The organism is Brevibacillus fortis, assembly GCF_046196545.1.
Lineage (GTDB): Bacteria > Bacillota > Bacilli > Brevibacillales > Brevibacillaceae > Brevibacillus > Brevibacillus fortis_A.
The window spans coordinates 744295-769632 of sequence record NZ_CP176370.1; the positions used below are offsets into that span (position 1 = coordinate 744295).

General features: G+C 48.7%; 20 protein-coding genes. 17 read left to right on the top strand and 3 right to left on the bottom strand.

All coding sequences use genetic code 11. From position 1 onward, the window contains the following. Window positions 1-150 precede the first annotated feature (150 nt). From ACKKE8_RS04100 to ACKKE8_RS04110, 3 genes are all read left to right on the top strand, one after another. Window positions 151-1206, top strand: a complete 1056-nt coding sequence (locus ACKKE8_RS04100) for a DUF3048 domain-containing protein (protein ID WP_409177032.1) — start codon at window positions 151-153, stop codon at window positions 1204-1206. 120 nt (window positions 1207-1326) lie between these two features. Next, the gene (locus ACKKE8_RS04105; protein WP_007717484.1) at window positions 1327-1617 is read left to right on the top strand and encodes a YerC/YecD family TrpR-related protein; all 291 of its coding nucleotides are present in this window, start codon (window positions 1327-1329) and stop codon (window positions 1615-1617) included. Between the two features lie 17 nt (window positions 1618-1634). Continuing rightward, entirely contained in the window at window positions 1635-2330 is a 696-nt protein-coding gene (locus ACKKE8_RS04110; RefSeq protein ID WP_409177033.1) for a heptaprenylglyceryl phosphate synthase, read from the top strand. A gap of 66 nt (window positions 2331-2396) precedes the next feature. Here ACKKE8_RS04110 and ACKKE8_RS04115 read toward each other — a convergent pair whose 3' ends face one another. Further along, a complete protein-coding gene (locus tag ACKKE8_RS04115; protein ID WP_409177034.1) occupies window positions 2397-4103 on the bottom strand; it encodes a DUF4179 domain-containing protein in 1707 nt (568 codons plus the stop codon). After that, window positions 4100-4657, bottom strand: coding sequence for an RNA polymerase sigma factor (locus ACKKE8_RS04120; protein ID WP_409177035.1), 558 nt, complete (start codon window positions 4655-4657; stop codon window positions 4100-4102). Before ACKKE8_RS04120 ends, ACKKE8_RS04115 begins: the two co-directional genes overlap by 4 nt. A gap of 500 nt (window positions 4658-5157) precedes the next feature. Between ACKKE8_RS04120 and ACKKE8_RS04125 the strand changes: the two genes are divergently transcribed. The 9 genes from ACKKE8_RS04125 (at window position 5158) to mglC (ending at window position 16387) form a co-directional block, all read left to right on the top strand. Then, window positions 5158-6312, top strand: coding sequence for a HesA/MoeB/ThiF family protein (locus tag ACKKE8_RS04125; RefSeq protein WP_409177036.1), 1155 nt, complete (start codon window positions 5158-5160; stop codon window positions 6310-6312). A gap of 36 nt (window positions 6313-6348) precedes the next feature. Then, complete coding sequence (locus tag ACKKE8_RS04130; RefSeq protein ID WP_409177037.1) at window positions 6349-7587, top strand: PqqD family protein; 1239 nt, start codon at window positions 6349-6351, stop codon at window positions 7585-7587. Between the two features lie 73 nt (window positions 7588-7660). Beyond that, window positions 7661-8146, top strand: coding sequence for a tetratricopeptide repeat protein (locus ACKKE8_RS04135; RefSeq protein ID WP_409177038.1), 486 nt, complete (start codon window positions 7661-7663; stop codon window positions 8144-8146). A gap of 69 nt (window positions 8147-8215) precedes the next feature. Beyond that, window positions 8216-9820, top strand: a complete 1605-nt coding sequence (locus ACKKE8_RS04140; protein ID WP_409177039.1) for a response regulator — start codon at window positions 8216-8218, stop codon at window positions 9818-9820. Between the two features lie 3 nt (window positions 9821-9823). Continuing rightward, on the top strand, window positions 9824-11593 hold the full coding sequence (locus ACKKE8_RS04145; RefSeq protein WP_409177040.1) for a histidine kinase: 1770 nt from the start codon (window positions 9824-9826) through the stop codon (window positions 11591-11593). Then, window positions 11590-12576: a substrate-binding domain-containing protein gene (locus ACKKE8_RS04150; RefSeq protein WP_409177041.1), complete on the top strand. Its 987-nt coding sequence runs from the start codon at window positions 11590-11592 to the stop codon at window positions 12574-12576. The genes ACKKE8_RS04145 and ACKKE8_RS04150 overlap by 4 nt, the downstream gene beginning before the upstream one ends. Before the next feature lie 125 nt (window positions 12577-12701). Then, complete coding sequence (locus tag ACKKE8_RS04155; protein WP_409177042.1) at window positions 12702-13748, top strand: galactose ABC transporter substrate-binding protein; 1047 nt, start codon at window positions 12702-12704, stop codon at window positions 13746-13748. A gap of 83 nt (window positions 13749-13831) precedes the next feature. Then, the gene (locus ACKKE8_RS04160; protein ID WP_409177043.1) at window positions 13832-15349 is read left to right on the top strand and encodes a sugar ABC transporter ATP-binding protein; all 1518 of its coding nucleotides are present in this window, start codon (window positions 13832-13834) and stop codon (window positions 15347-15349) included. Between the two features lie 18 nt (window positions 15350-15367). Beyond that, the gene (gene mglC, locus ACKKE8_RS04165; protein WP_409177044.1) at window positions 15368-16387 is read left to right on the top strand and encodes a galactose/methyl galactoside ABC transporter permease MglC; all 1020 of its coding nucleotides are present in this window, start codon (window positions 15368-15370) and stop codon (window positions 16385-16387) included. A 107-nt stretch (window positions 16388-16494) separates the two neighbouring features. Here mglC and ACKKE8_RS04170 read toward each other — a convergent pair whose 3' ends face one another. Then, window positions 16495-17544, bottom strand: a complete 1050-nt coding sequence (locus ACKKE8_RS04170; RefSeq protein WP_409177045.1) for a DUF418 domain-containing protein — start codon at window positions 17542-17544, stop codon at window positions 16495-16497. A 195-nt stretch (window positions 17545-17739) separates the two neighbouring features. On the opposite strand from ACKKE8_RS04170, the gene ACKKE8_RS04175 reads away from it, so the two are divergent. The 5 genes from ACKKE8_RS04175 (at window position 17740) to ACKKE8_RS04195 (ending at window position 25106) form a co-directional block, all read left to right on the top strand. Next, a complete protein-coding gene (locus ACKKE8_RS04175) occupies window positions 17740-18540 on the top strand; it encodes a VanW family protein (protein ID WP_409177046.1) in 801 nt (266 codons plus the stop codon). A gap of 101 nt (window positions 18541-18641) precedes the next feature. Further along, window positions 18642-20987 carry a DNA helicase PcrA gene (gene pcrA, locus ACKKE8_RS04180; RefSeq protein ID WP_409177047.1) on the top strand — a complete coding sequence of 782 codons (2346 nt, stop codon included), beginning with the start codon at window positions 18642-18644 and terminating at the stop codon, window positions 20985-20987. Window positions 20988-21034: 47 nt separating this feature from the next. Further along, entirely contained in the window at window positions 21035-23050 is a 2016-nt protein-coding gene (gene ligA, locus ACKKE8_RS04185; RefSeq protein ID WP_173610616.1) for an NAD-dependent DNA ligase LigA, read from the top strand. Window positions 23051-23070: 20 nt separating this feature from the next. After that, window positions 23071-23997 carry a WD40/YVTN/BNR-like repeat-containing protein gene (locus tag ACKKE8_RS04190; RefSeq protein WP_409177048.1) on the top strand — a complete coding sequence of 309 codons (927 nt, stop codon included), beginning with the start codon at window positions 23071-23073 and terminating at the stop codon, window positions 23995-23997. 41 nt (window positions 23998-24038) lie between these two features. Beyond that, on the top strand, window positions 24039-25106 hold the full coding sequence (locus tag ACKKE8_RS04195; protein ID WP_409177049.1) for a CamS family sex pheromone protein: 1068 nt from the start codon (window positions 24039-24041) through the stop codon (window positions 25104-25106). Window positions 25107-25338 lie beyond the last annotated feature (232 nt).

A 25338-nucleotide genomic window follows, 5' to 3' on the forward strand; every position in this document is an offset into this window, starting at 1 on the left:
TTTTCATTATTGTAGCATAGCCAAAAACAAGATGTGTGGCACGGACGTATGAGAATCGTGGAAAACGTGTGGAAGCAGGATTCCCCTGTATCCTTCTGGAAAAAGAAACAGGGAAAAAAAGACAACGAGAGATGGAAAGGAGCGATTCATATGAAACGAACAGTCAAATCGTCTCTCATGGTACTAGCCTTCATGCTCTTAACGACGGCATGCGCTCAAAAGCCGGTGGATACCCAACCTAGTCCGCAAATGCCTGATCCGATTGTGCAGACGCCACCGGAAACGAATCAGCCTATCGAGTATGCGTATAAGGCACCGATGACAGGACTTGGCAGTCATGAAAACCTGGGAAGCAAACGCCCGATCATGGTAATGATCAACAACGCGCCGCCCGCCCGTCCACAAACAGGCGTCAACAAAGCGGACATGATTTATGAGGTATTGTCCGAAGGGGAAATGACCCGCTTTCTTGCGATATTCCAAAGCCAAAAACCGGAAGTAATTGGACCTGTCCGCAGTATCCGCCCTTATTTTATCCAGATCGGGAACGGCTTTGATGCTGTCCTCGTTCACGCGGGAGGCAGTCCGGATGCGCTGGAAACCTTGGCGCGAAAAGACCTCAGCCATCTGGATGAAATCCCGAACGGCCAGTACTTTTGGCGAGAAAAATTCCGCAAAATGCCGCATAACCTGTACACCAAGCCAGAACTCCTGGAAAAAGCGATGCAGGATAAAGGGATGCGTCAGACGGCAGAGGTACCTCACTTTACGTTCCTGCCGGAGGATACCGAGATCAAGGAAGGCGAGCCTGCTACACAGGTAGATCTGACGTTCCACTCATTGAATAAAGCTGCTTTTACATATGATTCCGAGCAAAAGAAATACATGCGCTTCACGGCAGGCAAGCCGCATTTGGACTTGAGCGACAAGAAACAGTTATCCACGACCAATCTGTTGGTCATCTCTGCCAAACACCGCGTGCTGGATAAAGAAGGGCGTCTATCCGTCGATGTAATCGGTCCGGGGGACGGTTATTTATTCCAGCAAGGAAAAGCGCGGAAGGTCAAATGGAAGCGCAGCAATGGTGTCATCCGTGCCTATGAGGACGCCGCTTTGACGCAAGAAGCACCGCTTTTGTCAGGAAATACATGGGTGGCTATATTGCCGACCTCACCGGGTCTGTCGAAGTCGCTCAAGTTCCAGTAAGGATTAGGGCTTGCGGATGAAGGCGGTTTCTTCTAAGATAATTGTTGAAGCTTTAGTGCTTAAAAATTGTACAGTGAGAAACCGCTCGAAAAGACGGACTATATAACAGAGGTGACAGACATGCAATTGGAAAAATTAAAAGGAAAAGGGCTCGAACAGTTGTTTGAAGCAGTTCTTTCCCTGGAAACGATGGAAGAGTGCTATCAATTTTTTGACGATCTGTGCACAGTGAACGAAATGCAGTCGCTCGCACAGCGCCTGGAAGTAGCGAGAATGCTCCGCAAAGGCTTTACTTACAATCAGATTGAAGCAGAGACCGGCGCAAGTACGGCGACCATTTCCCGCGTCAAACGCTGTTTGAACTATGGAAATGACGGATACCAGATGGCGCTCGAGCGGATCGGAAAATAGCTAGGAGGCAGGCAACGTTGATTGACTATCGTGGCTGGCGCCATACATTTAAACTAGACCCGGATAAAACAATCGATAACGAGGCCTTGGAGGCGATTTGCGAGTCCGGAACAGATGCGATCATTGTAGGCGGCACGTACGGTGTGACCTATGACAATACGCTCGAATTGATGTCGCGATTGCGTCGTTACGCAGTGCCGGCTGTCTTGGAGATTTCCTCGCTGGATGCGGTTGTGCCGGGATTTGATTCGTACTTGATCCCGCTTGTATTGAATGCTGGCGATCCAGACTGGATTTTTGCTCCGCATGTATCGGGGCTTCAAGCGTTTGGCGCTTATATTCATTGGGATGAGATCATTACAGAAGGATATATCATCGCCAATCCAGAAGCGGGCGTAGCACAGCTGACGAAAGCACGTCCGATTGCGGATGCCGCGCAGGCCAAAGCGTACGCACAGGTAGCGACGAACATTTGCCGTTTGCCGATTGTCTACATGGAGTACAGCGGTACATATGGCGATCCGGCAATCGTGAAGGCTGCCAAAGCAGGCGCGGGCGAAGCCCACCTCTTTTATGGCGGCGGGATTCGTACTCCAGAGCAGGCCGCAGAAATGGCCGCCATTGCAGATACGGTTGTCGTAGGGAATGTCATCTATGAGGATCTTGCTGCTGCATTGGCTACTGTGAAGGCTATAAAAGGAACCCAAAACTAAAAAAGACCACCTCTCCCGTGAGCTGTTACAGTTTCATCGGGAGAGGTGATTTTCATTTTTGCGGTACTACTTCAACGGAATAGCTACGCTCCAGTCCATGTCTTTCTTTACGTTCACTTGCTCCTCGAAGGTAAACGTCAGCTCTTTCGGGATTACGTCCATATCTTTTTGGAGTGTACCTTTCATGATAAAATTGCCCTTTTCATCTTTTGTTGTTGAGCCGAAGAAATAGAAACGGTACTCTTTCCCCTTGTCATCAACACCCTGAAAGTCATCTAAGTAGGCCACACTTGGTGCCAAAGTTGCTTCAAACTGTAAAATACTACGTAGCATTTTATGTTTTTCAGACGTGATTGGGTTTGTTTTTGTTATCTCTTCTGAAGCAAAGTTTGAGAAGGTTAGCGTACTTCCATCGTGCTTTATCGTGACAGGCGCGGTCTTCAGTGTCTCAGTGGACAGCTTTTGCTTAAAATTCGAAGGAATCTGATCGTAATTATCGCCCACTCTAAAGGTTAGATTTTTATCCGCCGGCAAGGAATGAAAGGTGATGAAGTGAATATCTTTGTCGTCGGTTGCACGAACGAAATACTCCCTGCTAACATTTTTGAAAAATGGATTCGGCTCTTCCCCAAATTCACTCGTTAGATCAAGATTGCTCCAGGCTGCGAGCACAGCTCCTTTGTCGTCCACAACTTCATAAGTTAAGGATGGGGAACTACCACTTCCTTCTGTATTCTCGATAACGAATTCAGTCTGTCCAGGTGTCACCGTTACTTGCTTCAGATTAATCACTTCGCCATTGGGAGCGGTATACTGCTCGTTGATGGGAACAATTTTTGTTTCTTTTTTTGCTTTGGAAATATCAACAGGAATGGTTACGCTCCAATTTCCGTCAACTTTGTCCAGCTTCTTGATGCTAAGCTCGATGTTCAGTTTGTCAGGAATCTTGCTGACATCTGTAAAATATCTGCTAATCGGTCGGCTGACCATCAAGTACTCATCTTTTTCGCCGATGCTTTCCTTCTTGTTATACTTAAGATGGTACTTATCAATTGTCTCAAGAACGTTTCCATCTTCGTCTGTGATTTTGATTTCATAGGTTTCGTCCAGTTTATCTTCAGCTCCCAGAGGGAAATTCCGGAACAACTTTTCAAGCTGCTTACCGTTCTTATCCTTGAATCCGAAAATAATCCGGACATCCCTCGTGTCTGCCATGACTTCTTTTACTTCCAGGGTCATTCCGTTGTCGGTGGCTTTCAAATCAAGCTTCTTGTTATATCCTTCTTGAAGTCCGCGCTGGATGAGGGCGTCTTCGGACGCTTCTGCTGTAAACAAGCTACTCTCCGTCTGCTGCGGCTGTGATTTTATGGTAGCGGCATACAAGTCACTTACATAAGTCGCAAAAGACGGTGAGGTAAGGGTTCCAAAATAGACGACTGCTGCCATTCCTGCTACGGCGATGGTGGCTTTTTTCACGATATCCAGGCTCCTTTTTTTCCAATCGATTTTCTTCTGTCTGTTTTGTCTCTCTGATCGTTTCAGAACGTGTATGGGGTAAGGGGGAAGACTCGCCATGATGTCATGGATGACAGCTTCGAATGGCTCGTCTGTCGCTAGCGATTCTTCCGGATCTTCCAGCTCGTCCAGCTCCTGCTTTAACTTCAACTGGCAATAACGGCATCCTTCCAAATGGGCTGCTATGACCTCGGCTTCCTCTGGCTCAAGAAGGTCGTATAGATACAAAGCAATTTGTCCTTTATCTAAACATTTCATAGATGAAAGTCCCCCCCTTGCCCTGCATGCCCGATTGCTTCCCTGAGCTTGTCTTTTCCACGAGACAGGCGCGTCCGCACAGTACTCGACGGAATCGACAATCGATGACTGATTTCTTCACAACTCAATGATTCGAAGTAGCGCATTTCGAGGACGATCCGATACTTTTCTTCGACGGACATCATCCTTTGACGCAACAAGCGCTGACCCTCTTTATTCAGAAAGGCAACCTCCGGTGTATGGCTATCCACTGGTTCTATCTCTTCGCTTGCGGTGAGCTGCTGCTTTCGTTTGCGCTTACGCAGCTCGTCCAGACAGTGGTTGGCTGCTATCCGGTATAACCATGCAGAAAAATCGTAGTTTGTTTTATATTCTGGTAAATGGTAATACGTCTTGATGAAAATTTCCTGCACGATATCTTGTGCATCCGGTGTATGTCCCAGCATTTTACGGAGAATGGAACTTACTTTTCCGTGGTATCTGGAAATGATCTCGGAGTAGGCGTCTTTGTTTCCTTGCAAGACCCGCCCGATGATCACTCGATCTTCCTCCATTAGTGCTCCCCCTAAGCAAAAAAGGCTCGCTGCGCAGCTTTTCCTTTTTTGATCAAACAAAAGTGATCTTGGTGAAATTTCCCTATTACATCCTAGTACTACGAATCCCAAAATGAAAGTGTCCCAAAATCAGGGTGGTTTTCCAAAAAGAATAGAAACCTTTTCCCAAAAAGAAGGAACTTTAAGATTTTTGATAGAAAATGGAAGGAAAATCCTATTGCTTACGAAATAAATAGTCGAATATTACCAAAATATATAATTTATTGCTAATATTTGTAGATTTCTGTAAATTTATGAAATATAATGAACTTGTCTTAATTTTCGATCATAGAGAGGAGGAACTATCCATGAAAATCCAAGCGAAAAAAGTTGAAAGCGTTCGCACTACTGCAGTAGCAGCTTAATTCTCTTAAGAAGCGGGGGAATAGCACACGAGCTATTCCCTTTTTTCATCTAAAATGAGCCGGGTTAGCGAACCCCATTATTGGGAGGTGTTTTGTATGGAACGTCGTCCTTTATTTAAACCAGTGCATCCCATTTATGAAGTGACAGAGCAAATGATCCGCTTGGGAGAGGCTCCTGGCTATACTTTCGAATTGGAAGACGAGAATGGGTCCATCCGCAAGATGATCAAAATGATGGATGGCACTCGTACTGTCGGTGAAATACATACATTAGTGGTTGTGGATTACCCCGAAATTACGTATGAAGAAATATCGGAAGCAGTGGAATCACTGAGTGGATTGGGCTTCCTGATGGATCAGGCGAAGGAAGAGGCTTCCGTTCTGACTTCAGAACAAAAGGAAAGATATAAAGCGAATATCCGCTACTTCTCCTTGTTTACCGATCTCAATCAAAGCCCAAGCGAGCTACAGGAACAGGTATGTAGTAAAAAAGTGACGATACTGGGAATGGGTGCCTTTGGCTCTACACTACTGGTCAATCTGGTAGGAGCGGGAATCCAGCATATCAAGCTCGTGGATTTTGATAGAGTAGAGCTCAGCAATTTGAACAGACAAATGGTCTTTAACGAGCATGATATTGGTCGCCTGAAGGTGGAAGCGGCACGTGATTTCATCGGAAGGCTTCATTCTGAGGTATTGATTGAAACGGAGACGATGCAAATCAAGTCCAGCGAAGACGTGGAACGGGCTATTGCCGGAAGTGACCTCGTGATGCTCGCAGCCGATCAGCCCTTTTTCTTTTTGCAGAGATGGGTGAATCATGCCTGCACCAAGCTGCAAATCCCGTTCATTGCTGGGGGATTCAACCTCATCGAAGGTCAGTTCTTCATGGTAGAACCGGGCAAGACAGGCTGTATCGACTGCATGCATTTGCATCGTTCCAGACAGATCGAGGACTATCCGCAGTTGATCCAAAGGCTGCTCGATACCAACTTTATTCTGCCTACCGCCACCATTGCACCCAACACCATGATGATAACGGGAATGATGGCTTCCGATGCTATCAGGTATTTGACAGGAATCGCTCCGGTACAATCGGCGGGCAAATTTATCATTTTCGATTTCAACACGTTGGAAAAGAGTGTGTTTTTTGAGTGGGAGCGTAATGAAGCTGAATGCCCGACTTGTGGCAAGGGCAGCGGAACGGAGCCGATTTTTCATATCAAGAGAAATGAAGTGCTCGTAAAGTAAGGAGTCGTTCCTGTAAGAGAGGAAGGTGTCTGTCAATTGAACATCTCAGGAGATAGCATTCTCAAGATGCACCCGCTAGCGCGTCGGGCGGAAAACGAGGAAGAGATCCTCATTGGACGAACGGATATCAGCAATTTCATTGTGCTTCCGGCCATTGGTGTCGAGATCATCGATATGCTGGATGAAGGGAAGAGCATCAATGAAGTCGCGACGATCATGGAAGAACGGTTGGGCGAACCAGTGGATGTGCTTGATTTTGCGCAGGATTTAATTGGTTCCTATCAATTTGTGCACATGGCAGATGGAGAAGTTGTCAACGAGCCAGTACCGGTTGTGGATCATTTCTCTTGGATCAAGCAGGGTACCGGTCAGTTTTTCTTTAACCGTGTTGCCTTTGGATTATACGGTATCTTATTTTTCACAGGTCTTTTGATTTGTTTGTTTACGGGCAAGTATATCCCGGTCTATTCCGATATTTTTGTTTCTTCTTCCGTGACGGTTTCGGTTGTGGTTTCTTTCGTGGCCACTTGGGTTTTTCTATTTTTCCATGAGATGGCCCACTTGTTGGGGGCCCGATCATTGGGGATCGGCAGTCGTATCGGTTTGGGGCATCGACTTGTTTTTGCCGTAGCAGAGACGAATATGTCCAATATTGTTCTCGTTGAGCCACAGCGCAGATACAGGGCGTTTTTGGCGGGAATGTCCTGGGATGCGATGTTTATGGGAATCGGTGTGATTCTGTTGTTTGCCAACGATCAAGGCTGGCTGACGCTTGTGCCCTTCATGGAAGCATTCATTCGTATGCTGAATGTGATCCTGCTCATGGCTTTGGCCTTTCAGTTCATGGTTTTCATGCAGACCGACTTGTATTACGTGTTGGCAACCAAGTTCCAATGCTCCAATTTGATGGTGAATACACGCCTGTTTTTAAAGGGGAAATTCCGTTCCTTGACGCAGGATGAGCAGGAGGAATGGGAGTACGTAGCCGACCATGAGAAAAGAGTCATCCGCTGGTATAGCTGGGTCTACTTGATTGGATCGGTGTGGGGCATCTGGTTCTTTGTCCAGTATCAGCTGCGCATGGCGCTTGATTTCATTTGGATCATCGCCGACGACATGAAAAATGCTTCGCTTCACTCGTGGGAGTTTTGGGACGGCATCCTGTTGATCCTGTTGGTTCTGGTTCCGTTTCTCATTTTGGGCTGGTCGTGGATGAGAGCGTACCGACAAAGGAGAAGTGAAAGAGAGCGGACAAAATCCTTGCAGGGCACGTAATTTGGCTTCACCTTGCCAAGCTGCCCTGTTACGCTAGGGGGAAGAGAGATACCGAGGCAAAGGAAGTGCTCACATGAACCAGATGATCCAAAATATCATCCATCTGCGAAAAGAAGGGCATCTGGACGAAGCGATCCAGCTTGCCCTTCAGCTCGTCAGCCAATCCCCGACTGATCCTGTCGCCCAATATCAATGTGCGTGGTGCCACGACGCAGCCGGATTGGAGAAGGAAGCCGTTCCCTTTTACGAAAAAGCGATTGAGCTCGGACTGTCCGTCGAAGACGACCTGCAAGGGGCATTACTCGGTCTGGGCAGTACGTATCGCACGCTGGGACAATACGAGAAGGCAGCAGATACGCTCGCGAAGGGGATGCAACAGTTCCCCTGCGACCGTTCCTTTCCGATTTTTCTTTCCATGGCCTATTACAATCTCGGGAAGCACCACGAAGCCATGAATCTCCTCCTGAAAAACCTCGCAGAAACCTCAAGCGATCCTACGATTTTGGCCTATCAAAAAGCGATTCTGTTCTATGCAGATGATCTGAATAAGACGTGGTAGCGCCTTACCATTCCATTGGCAGGAAAACAATCGCCTCCCGTTGTACAAGTACAACAGCGGGAGGTGCCTATGTATAAGCTGATATTGGTAGATGACGAAGAAGATGTAAGAGAAGGGGTTAGCCAAGAAATTGACTGGCATAGCCACGGATACGAGGTGGTTGCCAAAGCAGAAAATGGCAGAGAGGCATTGGAACTGGTCGAGAGACTGCGACCGGACGTCGTTGTAACCGACATCAAGATGCCCTTTATGAACGGACTTCAGCTGGCGGAGTCCATCGGGCGCGATTACCCTGCCATTCGCATCATTATCCTGACTGGGTTTGATGAGTTCGAGTACGCGCAAAAGGCCGTGAAGCTGCAAATTGATGAATATGTGCTCAAGCCGTTTTCCGCGAGTGAGCTGATGGAAGCGCTGGACAAGGTCAAGCGACGGATGGACGAAGAGGCGGCCCATCGGGAAAATGTTCAGCTGCTGCGCGATAGCTATCGAAAAAGCTTGCCGGTGTTGCGGGAGGTTTTTTTATCATCTTTGTTGAGTCGTCAGCTCGTACAGAACGATGTTTTTTCAAAAGCCTGCGAATACGGAATAGAGCTCAGGAGTCCCGAATATCTCGTGGCTGTCATTTGTGTAGACCAGTCCAAGCAGGAGGAGCAGCAGCTGTTTCTTTTTGCTGTGAAAAATATCGCGGAAGAGCAGTTGAACGCAGGCAAACAGGCGGGCATCGTTTTTCTCCATGAAGATCAGGTCGTGCTGCTCATGCGAACAAAAGAGGACGACACACAGCGAATCGAAGTGCGAACACAAAACATCGCAGAAGAAATCAGGCGTACGATTGAAAAATATATGAGCATCACGGTAACAATCGGAATTGGCAACGTCGTAATAGATGTTGCGGCACTCCCCTACTCGTATGAGGACGCCATGCAGGCACTCGATTACAAAAGCATCCTTGGCTGCAACAGGATGATTGTGATCAATGACGTGGAAAAGCAAGCGAGTGAGCAGATACGCCTCGATGAGAGAAGAGAGCATGAGTTGGTTCGGTGCATCAAAATGGGGACGAGTGCGGAGCTCCGGAACGTGATTGATGAATTGTTTGATCAAGTGGCGCGTGTCCCCGTATCCATTGAGGACTACCGGATTTATTTGTTGGAGATTATGACGACCATCTTGAAGACTGCCCACCGTGCCGAAGTTGACATGGATCAACTGTTTGGTGGGCAACGCTATCTCTTGCAGGTTATGACGACTTTTACCAGTATGGAGGATGCCCGAGAACAGATCACAGAAATTTGTGAGCGCATCATGGCGAGTATCGCAAGCGGACGGCAAACGACGTACAGGAGATTGATCACCCAGGCATTGGACTACACCCACACGCATTATCATTCTCCCGACATATCCATCCACAAGGTGTGCGATCATCTGCACATCAGCCTCGGTTATTTTAGCGGTATTTTCAAGAAAGAGACGAAAACCACCTTTGTGTCCTATCTCCTGTCATTACGCATGGAAAAGGCCAAGGAGCTTTTGCGGACGACCGATTTGAAGTCCTTTGAAATCGCGGAAAAAGTAGGATATACCGATCCCAATTATTTTAGCTTCAGCTTTCGCAAGTATGCAGGCATGTCCGCCAAAGAGTACCGAAGTCAGAGCGAGCAGGAAGGATAACCCATGAAACGATTGCTCGCGGTGATCAAGGTCAAAGGCATTCAATTTATCATTACCACTTCCTTTACACTCGTGACGGTACTCGTCATGCTGTTTGTCGGGGTGATGCTGTACGGAAAATTTGCGCAGACGGCAGAGCAAAACGCCTATCTGCATACACAGCAAATCCTGGAACAGGTGAAATACAATCTGGACAGCTATTTGAATGGGATGACGCAAATTTTCGAACTCGTCGATGACAAGATCCGAAGAAGCAAGGGACTCACGGCAGACAAGCTGAGCGAACAGCTGGAGACAATCGTAGAAACGAGAAAGGACATCGTCTCCATCGCGGTTTTTACACGAGACGGAACGTTATTGGCCACAACTCCTTCCAAAGTACTGAGGAGAGACACTCGTTTGACGGAACAGAGCTGGTTCCAAAAGGCGATCGAGGACCCGACGAACCTGTCTTTTTCGCTCCCGCATATCCAGAACTTGTTTAAAGGGGAGTACACCTGGGTCGTCTCGATGAGTCGGGAAATTCTTCTCCACGGACCTGACGGGGCAATTCCTGCCGTACTTTTAGTCGATGTGAATTTCAAAGAGATCGATGACCTGTGCCAAAGAGTGGGCTTGGGAAAAAAGGGGTACGTCTACATCATCGATTTGGTTGGGAACATCGTCTACCATCCGCAGCAGCAATTGATTTACGCCGGATTGAAAAATGAAAACCGTTCCTTGCCGCTGAAGCATTCCTACGGCAGCTATGTAGAAGAGACACAGGACGAAACGCGCTTGATTACCATCAAGACGATCGATCAGCTAGGCTGGAAAATCATTGGGGTTTCCTACATGGACGAGATCGTGACGACCAAAAAAGAAATCAGTCGCTTCATTTTCTGGCTGCTCATCTTTGTGATTGTCATTGTGTTGTTCGTGCTGCACTATCTCTCTGCGAAGATATCACGACCGATCAAGCTGCTGGAGCGATCCATGGAAAAGGTGGAGCAGGGCGACTTTTCAGAGAGTGAACCGATCCGGGGAAGCCATGAGGTCGAACAGCTTTCCTTGCGTTTTCATCTGATGGTCGCGAAGGTCAGGGAATTGATGCACCAGATCATTCAGGAACAGGAAGCCAAACGAAAAAGCGAGCTGGAGGTGCTACAGGCACAGATCAATCCGCATTTTCTGTACAATACGTTGAACTCTGTGGTCAGAATGGTCGGCAACGGAAAAAATGAGGATGTCATCACCACGATTACTTCGTTGTCAAAGCTGTTTCGGATTAGCCTGAGCAGAGGCAAGAACATTATCACGGTGCGGGAGGAGCTGGAACATGTACGGCATTATCTCATTATTCAAAAAATGAGGTACAAGCAAAAATTTGAGTACGAAATCGTGGTCGAGGATGAAAATGAAGATAAAGTGCTCAACTGTCTGACGCTGAAGTTACTGCTCCAGCCGATTGTGGAAAACGCCATCTACCACGGGATTGAGCATTTGGCTGATCCGGGCCGGATTCGCATATTTGCAGCACTCATCGACGGTAAGGTGTTACTTCAGGTAAGCGACAATGGCTTGGGCATGTCCCCTGATGTTCTTGCACAAGTAAAAGCTGGCTTTTACAAAAGCGAAGAAGGCTCGGGCGTTGGGATTCAAAACGTGCAAGAGCGCATCCGCTTGACCTTCGGTGAAGAGTACGGTTTGGAAATCGCGAGCGAACAGGAAGAGGGGACCGTTGTGCGTGTATGGATTCCGTGCCAGCTTGCAGAGGAGCGAGATCGTTTATGAGGACAGCAGCGGTGAAACGATTTAGCGTATGCGGACTGTTCGTTTTGGTAGCGGTGACGCTTTTTTACTCGTGTAGTGCTCCGCTTACGGATGTGGAAGTAGACAAGAAAAAGACAGTGGCGCTGATCGTCCGTATGAAGCACGGCGATTATTGGCGAACGGTTAAGCTCGGGGCGGAGATGGCTGCCAAGGAATATGAGCGAAACCTGAATTTTTACGCGCCGGACTATGAGGAGGATGCCCAGAGGCAAATGGAACTGGTGCAGCAGGCAATCGCAGATGGCTCCGAGACAATCGTGGTGGCACCTAGTGACGAACAAGTTTTGCGAGAAGCCATCAAGCTGACAAGAGAGCGGGCCATCCCGATCCTTGTACTCGACACAGTCGGAAAAGATTCAGCTGTTAAAAGCTACATTGGGACAGATAACTACGATATGGGCATGAAGGCATTCGAAAAAATGGTGTACCTGATCGAAAAAAAGGGACAAATTGCATTGCTCGGCACAGATCGGTCAAAAGCAAATGCCAAACGAAGAGAACAGGGCGTCCTCGATTTGCTCCCACGGGAAACGCAGGTTGAGCTGGTTGCCAACGACAATATTCCCTTGGATAAAAAGCAGATCGGTGAGTGGACGCGCGAACTGATCCGCAAGCATCCGCAGTTGAAAGGTGTAATTGCACTCGATGCCAGTACAGCAATCGGTGTGGCAGAGGAAATGGAAAACAGTGGACTGCGGGACAAAGTCAAAATCGTAGCAATCGACAGTCCGTCGGAAGTGCTGGAGTATTTGCAGGAAGGAATCATTTCCGCGACGATCATCCAGAAGCCGCTATCGATGGGATATCTCGGCGTCAAGTACGCAGTCGAAGCGAGCAACAAAGAAGCAGTGCCAAGTCTGGTCGACACTGGAACAAAAGTAATCGATCGGGAGAATATGTTCTGGTCGGAGAATCAAAAGCTGCTCTTCCCCTTCGTTAAATAGGCCACCGAAAAACAGATGAGAATTTTGATAGAAATGCGCAGGATTTTCGATGGAACACATTTAGGAAAACGCTTACATTTGGTGTATATCAGATGTAAACATAGGGGATAAAGGGGGATTATCGAATGAGAAAGCTGATTGCCACTACACTGGTGGCCGCTGTTACGTTCTCGGTGGTTGGATGCTCACAAACAGGCGGTTCGCAGCCTACAGCGTCGGGGGGAGGATCGACTCCTGCGGGGAATCCCAAAATCGGAGTTGCCATCTACAAGTTCGATGATACGTTCATGACAGGAGTACGCAATGCGATTTCTAAGGCCGCGGAGGGCAAAGCGGAGGTGGACATTGTAGACAGCCAAAATGCCCAGCCTACGCAAAATGACAAAGTGGATTTGTTCATTAACAAAAAGGTAAATGCCCTCGCCATCAATCCGGTGGATCGCACAGCTGCTGGCGTCCTTATCGACAAGGCGAAGCAAGCCAATATTCCTGTCGTCTTCTTTAACCGTGAGCCGATGCCAGAGGATATGCAGAAGTGGGATAAAGTCTACTACGTGGGAGCAAAAGCGGAGGAATCCGGCACGATCTCTGGGGAGCTGATCGTCGATTACTGGAAGGCAAATCCGGAAGCAGACAAAAACAAGGATGGCGTTCTCCAATATGTCATGTTAAAAGGCGAGCCGGGACATCAGGATGCTGAGCTGCGGACGAAGTTTTCGGTAAAGGCGATTGAAGATGCAGGGATTAAAGTAGAGAAGGTCGCGGAAGATACGGCCATGTGGGATCGCGTAAAAGGGCAGGAAAAGATGGCAGCCTTCCTCGCAGCTTCCGGTGACAAGATCGAAGCCGTTCTTGCCAACAACGACGATATGGCGCTGGGTGCAATCGAAGCGCTGAAGGCATCTGGCTATTTTGCGAATGGCAAGTATATGCCCGTTGTTGGCGTGGATGCCACAGCGCCTGCACTGAAGGAGCTGGAGGCGGGAACCTTGCTCGGAACGGTCCTTAACGATGCGAATAACCAAGGAAAAGCCACCCTTAGCATCGCGGCATCATTGGCGAAGGGCGAAACGCCAACAAAAGATTCCACAGGCTTTGACATTACGGACGGCAAGTACGTGTGGGTGCCCTACAAAAAAATCACCAAGGAAAACATGAACGACGCGCAATAAAAAGCAGGAGAGTCGGTGAAGAGACGAATCCGACTCTCCTGTTTCGGTGATGGGGATGATTTTGCAAAAAGGAGGGCATTCGCATGGGCCAGCATGCGTTTTTGTTGGAAATGAACCACATTCATAAAGAATTTCCAGGGGTCAAGGCACTCGATGATGTCACGCTAAAAGTCCGTCCTGGAACAGTCCATGCCTTGATGGGAGAGAATGGAGCAGGCAAATCGACCCTGATGAAGTGTCTCTTCGGAATTTATCGGCCAGATGCGGGAGAAATCGTGTTAAACAATGAGCAGGTGACGATGAGCAGCTCAAAGGACGCGCTGGCACATGGCATCTCTATGATTCATCAAGAGCTGCATCCGGTGCCCTTTCGCAATGTCATGGAAAACATATGGCTAGGACGTTTTCCGGTCAAAAGAATCGGTCCTTTTCCGTTTGTGGATGAGAAAAAAATGCTTTTGGATACACAGAAGCTGTTTGCTGATCTGGGAATGGACCTGAATCCGCACGCTGTCGTCCGTGATTTGTCTGTATCCAAGGTACAGTCGCTTGAAATTGCCAAAGCTGTCTCCTACCAATCCAAAGTGATTATTATGGACGAACCGACGTCTTCACTGACGGGAAACGAGGTAGAGCAGCTATTTGCGATCATCCGCGAACTGAAGAGCAGGGGTGTCGCCATCATCTATATTTCACACAAGATGGAAGAAATTTTACGGATTGCGGATGACGTGACGATCATGCGCGATGGCAAGCTCATTGGAACATGGCGGGCAGCTGAGCTGACGACAGACCTGATTATCTCCAAAATGGTCGGACGGGATCTGACGCAGCGTTTCCCGAGTCGATCCAATACGCCAGGGGAACCGATTTTGAAGGTAGAGGGACTGAGCTCTCCCTTTTCCCAGTCATTTCAGCACGTGTCGTTTGAATTACGCAAAGGCGAAATCTTGGGCATAGGCGGCCTCGTGGGCGCACAACGAACAGAGCTGATTGAGGCATTGTTTGGACTGCGTGCGGTGTCAGCAGGAAAGGTATTTATCAACGGTCAGGAGGTACGGATCAAATCACCGAAGGATGCGAAGAAGTACAAAATGGCGCTCTTGACGGAGGAGCGGCGAGTCACCGGCATCATTCCTGTCTTATCGATTTTGGAAAATACGGTCATTGCGAATTTGGCCAGTTACCAAACGCCTTTTCTGCTCCTCAATGAGCGTAAGCGAAGAGCGGATGTCAGCCGCAGCATCGAGATGCTCCGCGTCAAGACACCCTCAATGAAAGCACTGATTAAAAACCTGTCAGGAGGCAATCAACAAAAGGTTTTACTGGCGCGGTGGCTTTTGACTGACCCGGATATTTTATTGCTGGACGAACCTACACGTGGAGTCGATGTCGGCGCCAAATACGAAATCTATACCATCATCGCCGAGTTGGCGAGTCAGGGAAAAGGCATCATCATGATTTCATCGGAAATGCCGGAGTTGCTTGGAATGTCAGATCGGATCATGGTCATGTGCGAAGGAAAGCTCTCCGGTTTTTTGTCAGGTACAGCGGCAAACGAAGAAGAGATCATGCGGCTGGCTACCAAACATCTTGCGTGAGAAAGGAGGGGAACAGGTATGTCTCAGTTGTCTGCTAAACAGGTGCAAGGCTTTGTTACGCAAAATGCCATCTATATCGTTCTGGTTTTGTTGATAGCGGGAATAGCGATTTACGATCCCAATTTTCTTTCCATTACTACGCTTCGGGATATTTTGATGCAATCCTCCACTCGCGCCATTATTGCCTTGGGTGCCGCGTTTGTTTTGATTACAGGTGGAACCGATCTTTCCGCGGGGCGAGTGGTTGGATTGACGGCCGTCATCTCCGCCTCGATGCTGCAAACCCAAGACTATCCGCGGAGGTTTTTCCCGGATTTACCCGATTTGCCGTTGCTTATCCCCATTCTCATTGCAATTGCTGCGGGCTTGCTGGTTGGTCTGATCAATGGCATCATTGTGTCGCGCTTCAGTGTGCCCCCTTTTATCGCCACGCTGGGTATGATGGTCATTGTATATGGGTTTAACTCTATCTATTTTGATATGGAGCCCAATCAATCTCAGCCAATTGCTGGACTGCGCAGTGACTTCAATCAGCTTGGGACAGGGTACATCGGCCCGAGTGGCCCATATTCAATCCCGTATATTGTCATCATTGCAATCATGGTTGCGTTCATCGTTTGGGTGATCTTCAACAAAACGCGGTTAGGGAAAAACATGTACGCCATCGGAGGCAACATGCAGGCCGCAACTGTTTCCGGGATCAACGTCGCTTTCAACCTCATGATTATCTATGCCATTGCTGGTGCCTTGTATGGACTCGGAGGCGTTCTGGAGGCAGCCCGGACAGGTGGCGCGACGAACAACTACGGCAACATGTACGAGCTGGACGCCATTGCAGCCTGTGTGGTAGGTGGAGTCTCGACGTCTGGCGGAATTGGTACCGTTCCAGGTGTGCTTGCTGGTGTCCTTATTTTTGGCGTCATCAACTACGGACTTACGTTTATCGGAGTCAACCCATACTGGCAGCTCATCATCAAAGGACTCATCATTGTAGCAGCCGTTGCTTTTGACATTCGCAAATACTTGGCGAAAAAATAAGAAAACCTTTTTCGAGGATTGCTCAAGGATGAGCGACCGCGTATTGTCGGAATGTTTTCCGTACCCCAGTTCAGCTGTCAGGCAGCTTTTCTGGGGTCTTTGCTTGTTTATTTTCGCAGCGGTGTGATTTTCATATACGTGAATAATCGCCATACCCACTCAAGTGGCCCCATGCGGAAGACAGACAGCCAGAGTACACTAACTACTATTTGCACTACGTAGATACCGAGGCAGATCAGTGTCGTTTGCAGGTAGCCGAGATTGCCGAACCAATCAAACAAATAGCTTCCCACAAGGATCAGTACGGTTTGTCCGACGTAGTTTGTCAAAGCCATGCGCCCATAGCTGGTCAGCGGAGAGAGGATGGTCAGGACGGTTTTATTTTGCAGCAGCCGAATCAAGGTCGTCGTGTAAAAGGCAGCCATGACAAGTCCTGTGGAGGTCAAGGCAATCGTGTAGTTCATCAACTGCTGAAGTGCATCTTCAGACACGGTATCGTCTACAACCAGATTCGCTCCACCCATTGTTGGATCAGCTGGAGTCAGTCGGTATTGTATGAACAAGCCAATTAACGAAAGGACGAAGGTCACTCCCTGCACTTTTTTAATCACAGGCAAAAATCTCGGAATGTCCTGAAAGACCCCGTACTGCCCGACAGCAAGTCCCAAAATAAACAATGGGAGCACCAAAAGTGGCTTGAAGCCGGTAGCGCAGACAGCTATCGACAGAATAAGGCCGATGATCAGATTGGTTCGCGCCTTCAAACGATAAAAAGGCAGTAAGATCAAGCCGAAAATGGCGTAGATGAAGAGTGCTTCGCCAGGGTGGAACATTTTATGAACAAAGCCAAGAGCGAGCAGTGCAATCAGACGCCGAATGAACAAAACGGTACTATTGGCCCCTTTTGCTTTAGCTCGACTGATAAAAATATAGAAGCCCACGCCAAACAAGAAGGAAAAGATCACGAAGAAGCGAGATTCCACAAAGAAATTGAAAAACTGGAACAGCCAGTGGTCCACACTTCCTATTTCAGGTGTTTGCGCATACAGCAATGCCACGATGTTGACGAGGAGAATGCCCATTAAGGCGAAGCCCCGTACGGTATCTAATGTATGAATTCGTTGGTTCATGGTAGGTGCGTTTTCTTTCAATCCCATCACTTCCTTCTCTCGTTGTTCGTCGTCCGATCGCGCACTTTTCCTATCCTAGCTCATCCGGGGATGGAGGAGAAATGGCATTTGCTTACGTCTCGCTTACAAAAGTGTAAGAAGTGAGGGGATCTCCCGTATTCGACCGCAACTTCATCCTAAATTCCTGCGTCTATTGTAATAATCAGGAAGTCGGGGTGCACAATGAAACCGATCGCACGGGGAAAGTGGCGTCTGGCAGCAGGTATGGCCTATTTTCGTTGGAAAAGGTATGTACAATGGACATTTGGTCAAACGAGGTTCGCTCATGAGAAAAGAAGCGATTTGTTGCGTTATGTCCATTATTCTCATCAAACGATTTTGTTACGCCCATTGCAGAACGTGGAAATGTGGATGCAGCATAACAAAGTGATCAATTTGCGTCTGGCGATTGCACGACTGAACGGTTTGCTCATCCATCCCGGAGAAACCTTTTCGTACTGGAAGCAGATTGGCAAGCCGACCCGTAGCAAAGGCTATGTAGAGGGCATGCTGCTCTCACAGGGACGCGTCACAGCCGGAATTGGCGGAGGGCTTTGTCAGCTCTCCAATCTGCTGTACTGGATGACCCTGCATACGCCGTTGACAGTGACGGAACGACATCGTCATAGCTACGATGTTTTTCCCGATTCGAATCGGACACAGCCGTTCGGAAGTGGAGCGACTTGTTTCTATAACTATCTGGATTTGCAAATCGCCAACCGGACGACTCAACCCTTTCAACTGCATGTCTACCTGACCGATACACATTTGGTAGGGGAATGGCGTTCAGACATGCCACCGACACGGACGTATGTCATTATCGAGAAAGAACATGAGATCCATCCTTCGATTTGGGGAGGGTATGAACGGAAGAATGAATTGTATCGAGACGTTTATACGCAGGAAGGAGAATGGATGGAGCAAGAATGGCTGACGCAGAATCGGGCTTATTTGATGTACGAGCCATTGCTGCCGGAAGGATGATGTTTCCTGTTCGGGATACGAACTGGAACTCCACTGCGATCTGTGCGAAAATAGGAACATATGCTTTCGTCTAGGGAACGTGGAAAGGTGGATTTATACATATGTCTTTTGCAGATCGTATCACAGCAGGCCTGAACCCGGAGCAGCGGGAAGCAGTTCTTACAACAGAAGGCCCCGTCTTGATTTTGGCCGGTGCGGGTAGCGGCAAGACCAAAGTACTGACACAGCGTATCGCGTACTTGATTAGTGCCAAACAGGTAGCGCCTTGGAGCATTTTGGCGATCACCTTCACCAACAAAGCAGCGCGGGAGATGCAAAACCGTGTGGCTGCCATTATTGGCGGTGCGGCAGCGCAGGATGCATGGCTGTCGACGTTTCACTCCTTGTGTGTGCGGATTTTGCGCAGGGATATCGACCGACTCGGCATCAATCGCAGCTTTTCCATTTTGGATGCCGGTGACCAGCTGTCTGTCGTCAAGCAATGTTTAAAAGAATTGAACATCGATCCGAAACAGTATGAGCCGCGTTCGATTTTGGCAGCGATCAGCGGAGCGAAAAACGAGCTGACCGATCCAGAAACCTATACGCGTCTTGCTGGCGATCCATTTGCACAAGTGGCAGCCAAGGTTTACACGGCTTATCAGAAAAAGCTGAGAAACAACCAGTCGCTGGACTTCGACGATCTGATCATGACGACGGTTCGTCTGTTTAAAGAAGTACCGGAAGTATTGGAGTTTTATCAAAAGAAATTCCGTTACATACACGTTGACGAGTATCAGGATACAAACCGGGCTCAGTACCTTTTGATTTCCATGCTGGCAGATAAGTATCGAAATGTATGCTGCGTGGGGGATGCTGACCAAAGTATTTATAAATGGCGCGGTGCCGACATCTCGATCATTTTAAACTTTGAAAAAGACTATCCCGAAGCCAAGCTTATTAAGCTCGAGCAAAACTATCGCTCTACCAAAACAATTTTGCAGGCGGCGAACCAGGTTATTGCCAACAACAAGCTGCGCAAGGAAAAGAAGCTCTGGACAGAGAATCCGGGCGGCGACAAGATCATGTGCTTCCAGGGTGATTCCGAGCACGACGAGGCGTATTTTATCGTCGATACGATTCGCAAGCATATGGCAGAGTACAAGCGCTACGACAAGTTCGCGATCCTGTATCGGACGAATGCACAGTCTCGTGTGGTCGAGGAAGTTTTCATCAAGTCGAACATGCCGTACACCATCGTCGGCGGAACCAAGTTCTACGATCGCAAAGAGATCAAGGACATCTTGGCTTATTTGCGTCTCATCTCCAATCCGGATGACGATATCAGCTTGCAGCGCATCATCAACGTACCAAAGCGTAATATCGGGGATACGACAGTAGATAAGCTACAAGCGTATGCAAACGCAAATGGTCAGTCTCTTTTCCAAGCGATTCAGGAAACGGCTTATATGGGGCTGCCTTCACGCACGACGAATGCGATCCTGTCCTTTAATGATCTCATCTCGAATTTGATGCAAATGACCGATTACTTGAGTGTGACTGAGCTGGTGGAAGAAGTGCTAAAGCGCTCTGGATACCGCGATTCTTTAAAAGAAGAAAAAACACTGGAAGCACAGGCTCGTCTGGAGAATATCGAGGAGTTCCTGTCCGTAACCCAAGAGTTCGAGCGCAAAAATGAAGACAAGAGCTTGCTTGCGTTCCTGACCGACCTCGCACTGGTAGCAGACATCGATTCCTTGGGAGACGATGGTACCCAAGAGGAAGTATCGGCAGAGGGGCAGGTTGTATTAATGACCTTGCACAGCGCCAAAGGGCTGGAGTTCCCTGTCGTGTTCCTGGTCGGTTGCGAGGAAGGTGTCTTCCCGCATAGCCGCTCTTTGTTTGACGATACCGAGATGGAGGAAGAGCGCCGACTGGCTTACGTGGGAATTACACGGGCGGAGGAACGTCTGTACATGACATGTGCCCGTATGCGCACGTTGTTTGGACGGACCAATGTGAATGCGCCGTCTCGCTTCCTGCAAGAAATTCCGGCTGAGCTGTTGGAAGGAAATCCAGCGACAGCAGACCGAAGCTTCGGCGGCGGACGCAGCAGTGCATTTGGACAGCGGGATGGCAGTGCATTCGGACGTGACACGGGAGCAAGACCGTTTGGAGCGTCCTCCTCACAAGCAGGCTCTGCTTCGAAATTTGGCATGGGGCAGCGAACCGCAAGCAGTACACCTGCTACGTTTACCCGTCCCGCGGGTGAAAAATTGCCTGGTCACGGTCAAGGGGCAGGCGTTGATTGGAAGGTTGGCGACAGAGTGGCGCATGGCAAATGGGGCAACGGTACGGTCGTCAAAGTAAAAGGAACGGGCGACGACATGGAGCTCGACATTGCTTTCCCAAGCCCGACTGGCATTAAAAAGCTATTAGCGAAGTTCGCTCCTATTCAAAAGGGATAGTGTGCAAATGCAAATACAGCCAATCGCAAATGTAAAGGATGAACGAAATGGATCGATTGACGGCGGAAACAAAAATTAAAGAATTAGCGAAACGAATTGAGCGGCATAATCGTCTTTACCATGAAGAGGATCGACCTGAGATTTCTGACCAGGAATACGATCAATTGATGCGGGAGCTAAAGGAGCTTGAAACCAGCTTCCCTGATTTGCAGTCACCTGATTCTCCTTCCTTGCGTGTAGGGGGAGAACCGCTGCCCTTCTTTGAAAAGGTCGTTCATAAGACACCGATGCTCAGTCTCGGCAACGCCTTTAATGAGGAGGACATCAGGGATTTTGACCGCCGGGTACGTCAGGCTGTTGGCAGTCAGGCTGTCCGATATGTAGCTGAACTGAAAATTGATGGTCTGGCCGTGTCACTTCATTATGAAAATGGGCTGTTCGTCCGCGGGGCTACCCGTGGAGACGGAACAACAGGCGAAGACATCACACAAAACCTGAAAACGATTCGTTCCATTCCTTTGCGGCTGACGAAGCCGTTAACCCTTGAGGTTCGCGGTGAGGCTTACATGTCCAAAGGAGCATTTGAAAAGCTGAACAAAGAGCGCGAGGAGCGTGGGGAAGCGTTATTTGCCAATCCGCGAAATTCCGCAGCAGGCTCGCTCCGACAGCTCGATCCGAAGATTGCCGCATCCCGTCAACTGGATACGTTTATTTACGGCATTGGTGATTTGCAAGGGGAGACAGTGGAATCGCACAGTGAAGGGCTTGATTTGCTGGAGACGCTCGGCTTCATGGTGAACCAGGAGCGACGTGTATTTGACGACGTCGATGAACTGCTTGCGTTTATTGCCAGCTGGACAGAGAAACGTCCACATTTGCCTTATGAAATCGACGGCATGGTGATCAAGGTAGACAGCTACGCGCAGCAGGAGGAGCTTGGATTTACTGCGAAAAGTCCGCGTTGGGCCATCGCATACAAGTTCCCTGCCGAAGAAGCGGTGACGATTCTCGAAGGTATTGAAGTATCTGTGGGGCGTACAGGGAATGTTACCCCGACTGCTTTATTGAAGCCAGTCAGCTTGGCAGGTACGACCGTGAAGCGTGCTTCCTTGCACAACGAAGATATTATTCGGGAAAAAGGTCTCCTTATCGGCGATCATGTTGTCGTCAAAAAAGCAGGGGACATTATCCCGGAGATTATCGCGGTCTTGCCAGAGCGTCGTACTGGAAATGAAGTACCGTTCGCCATGCCAACGCATTGCCCAGAATGCGGCAGTGAGCTGGTACGCTTGGAGGAAGAAGTGGCTCTGCGCTGCATCAATCCGATGTGTCCGGCACTGATCCGTGAAGGCATGATTCATTTCGTATCCCGAACAGCCATGAACATTGATGGCTTGGGAGAAAAAGTCGTGGCCCAGCTGTATCGCGACGGTATTATCCACAGTGTCGCTGACCTGTATTATTTGCACCAGCAGCGTGATGTTCTACTGGGCATGGAGCGCATGGGTGAAAAGTCCGTAGATAATTTGCTTGCAGCGATTGAAGCGAGCAAGGAGAACTCGCTGGAGCGCGTATTGTTCGGTCTTGGCATTCGCTTAGTCGGAGCCAAGGCGGCACGTGTTCTCGCAGAGCATTTTGGCAATATCGATGCCATTATGCAGGCATCCGAAGAAGAGATTACGCAAATCGATGAGATTGGGCCGAAAATGGCTGCGAGTCTCGTGAACTACTTCGCACAGCCGCAGGCTCAGGCAGTTATTGAGAGACTGCGAGCGGCCGGAGTGAACATGGAGTACAAAGGAATCCGCATTGAAAGTGGCGAAGACCTCCCATTCTCAGGCAAAACAATCGTTTTGACCGGCACCTTGACGCAAATGTCGCGGCAGGAAGCAGAGGAAGCGATTGCGCGCTTGGGTGGCAAGGTAACAGGCAGCGTCAGCAAGAAGACAGACCTGGTGATTGCAGGCGAAAAAGCCGGCTCCAAGCTGGAGAAGGCAGAAAAACTAGGCGTGGCTGTTATGGACGAAGCAGGCTTCCTGCAAGTATTGGAGAGCAACGCCTAAGAAAACGGTGGCGACAACGGATGAGTAAGGGAAGGGACGTGAAGAGCATGAATAGCTTCCTGAAATGGGGAATCGGTGTAATAGCCATGCTGCAATTGGTTGGCTGTGGAAGTAGCAGCAGTACTGGCAGTGAACAAGCCAATACGAATCCTCAACCAGTTACAGCTGCTGCTCTACAAGGGAACTTGACCTATCAGGACGTATTGGAGCAGGGAGCAACCATTCACAATCTGATGATGACCGATGATGCTAAGCAAATATGGGTGGGCACCAATGCAGGGCTGTATAGCTCTGTTGGGGGTGGATCGTGGGGATCTCTCTCGGCAGATTTAGAGCAGTATGCGATCGAAGGTTGGTTTGTAGACCCGGATGATACGAAGCAAATATTTGTCGGCGGGATTGATGGGGTTCTTCATTCGACAGATGGCGGTAAAAAGTGGGCTTCTGTCAACAAGGGGTTGCCAGAGCCTGCTAATATCAGCAGCTTTGTGGGGAATCGCCAAGGAGACGAAGTACGTCTGTTTGCCTTTGTCTCGGGTGAAGGCATTTATCAATCGACGGACGAGGCCCAATCTTGGAGCCTGTGGCAGCCGATGGATCAGGAAGTATTTGCCATGGACTTTGATCCCGAACAAGACCGTCTCTATGTAGCGGCCCAATTCAGCTTGCTCTATAATGAAGAGGGGCAGTGGAAGACAGAGGAGATTCCCGGAGCACAGCAGATCTATTCGCTTGCCATTAACAGACGAACTGGCACTCTCGCTGTCGCAACCGAAAAAGGTATCTATGAGAAAATTAAGGGCGAATGGCGTTTGCTTGATGCACGCTCACCAGAAAAGCTGATTGTCATTGCTTCAGGTGGCGAGGATACAAAATGGGTGGGAATTGGCGAATCGGCATTGATCTACAAGCTCGAAGACAATCGATGGATCAAGTGGAACGAATGATTTGTACATCGCCCACTCTTGGATACGAAAAGGAGTAATCTATGAAAGTGAAGTTTTTGACAGGATGCAGGTTCTTGACAGCTGTACTTCTTGTGATGGCATTGACTGGCTGCTCGTTGATACCTGGGGGCAAGGACAAAGCTCCTGAGCCTACGACACCGTCCTTGTCGGAGGTAGTGGAAGTATCCGAGGATTATTACGGCAGCATTACCCCGTACCAGCCAAACCAGACACGAGGAATGCTTGCTGATACGAAATATCGCATTGATTTCAGTCACCTTGAATTAGGCCTGATGGAGTTTGCTCGGGAGACATTTCCGACGTCCGATTATTATTTCCAAGAAGGTCAAGTGATCAAGAAGGAGCAAGTCACCCAGTGGATCGCACAGGAAAAGACGGCTGGGGCCAATGGGAAAAAGAAAAACGGAATTCTCGTGCACGTATTGGAGCATGATTACCTGAACAAAAAGGATAAGAGCCTGGCTGGTATGGTATTGGGCTTGTCGCTTTCTCCGAACTATCAGGATGCAACCGGTCAGGACAAGGTGTACACGACACAAGAACTGCAAGCAAAAGGCCAGCAGGTTGCAGCTCGTATCGTGCAGTCTGTACGCGGCACCAGTCCGGAAGTTCCGATCCTGGTTTTGATGTATCAAGTACCGGAGGCGAATTCTTCTCTGGTGCCAGGTCACTTTATCATGTCAGGAACTGTAGGGGCGAATGAAGCAACGGTATCCAAGTGGCTGCCGATCGAAGAGGAATTTTTACTATTCCCAAGCCCTGAGGCTGAGAAAAAGTACCCAGAGGTGTCCTTGCAGTACGATAAGCTCATGCGCCAGTCCAAGGGTTATTTTGGTGAATACATCGGGATGACTGGTCTGGGGCGCTTCATGGATGGCAGGATGACGGAAATGACAATCACAGCTACGGCAGAGTATGACTCCAGGACAGAGGTATTGCAGTTTACTCAATTTGCAGCGGGCAGTATTAGCCAACTATTCGATAAGAGCGTCCATGTCAACATGTACGTACAGTCGATGAACAAACCATTGTCGCTCTACATTCGACCGACAAGTGGTGAACCGTATATGCATATTTACAGACAATAAGGAAAAGCAACAAGCACCCGAATGATCGCCTGAGAAGGTGAAAGGTCGGGTGCTTTTTTTGTACACAAAAGATAACGGTTGAACAAATGTGTGAAATGTTGAACGGTATGTGTACAAAAGTGTTCGAGGATACTTCTTGAATCTTGTCGGTGATTTTTCTGCAAAAATGCAAACACTAATAGAGTCGAGCCTTTAATTGTTTTGTTGGTATGATCCTTGCATATGTATTATG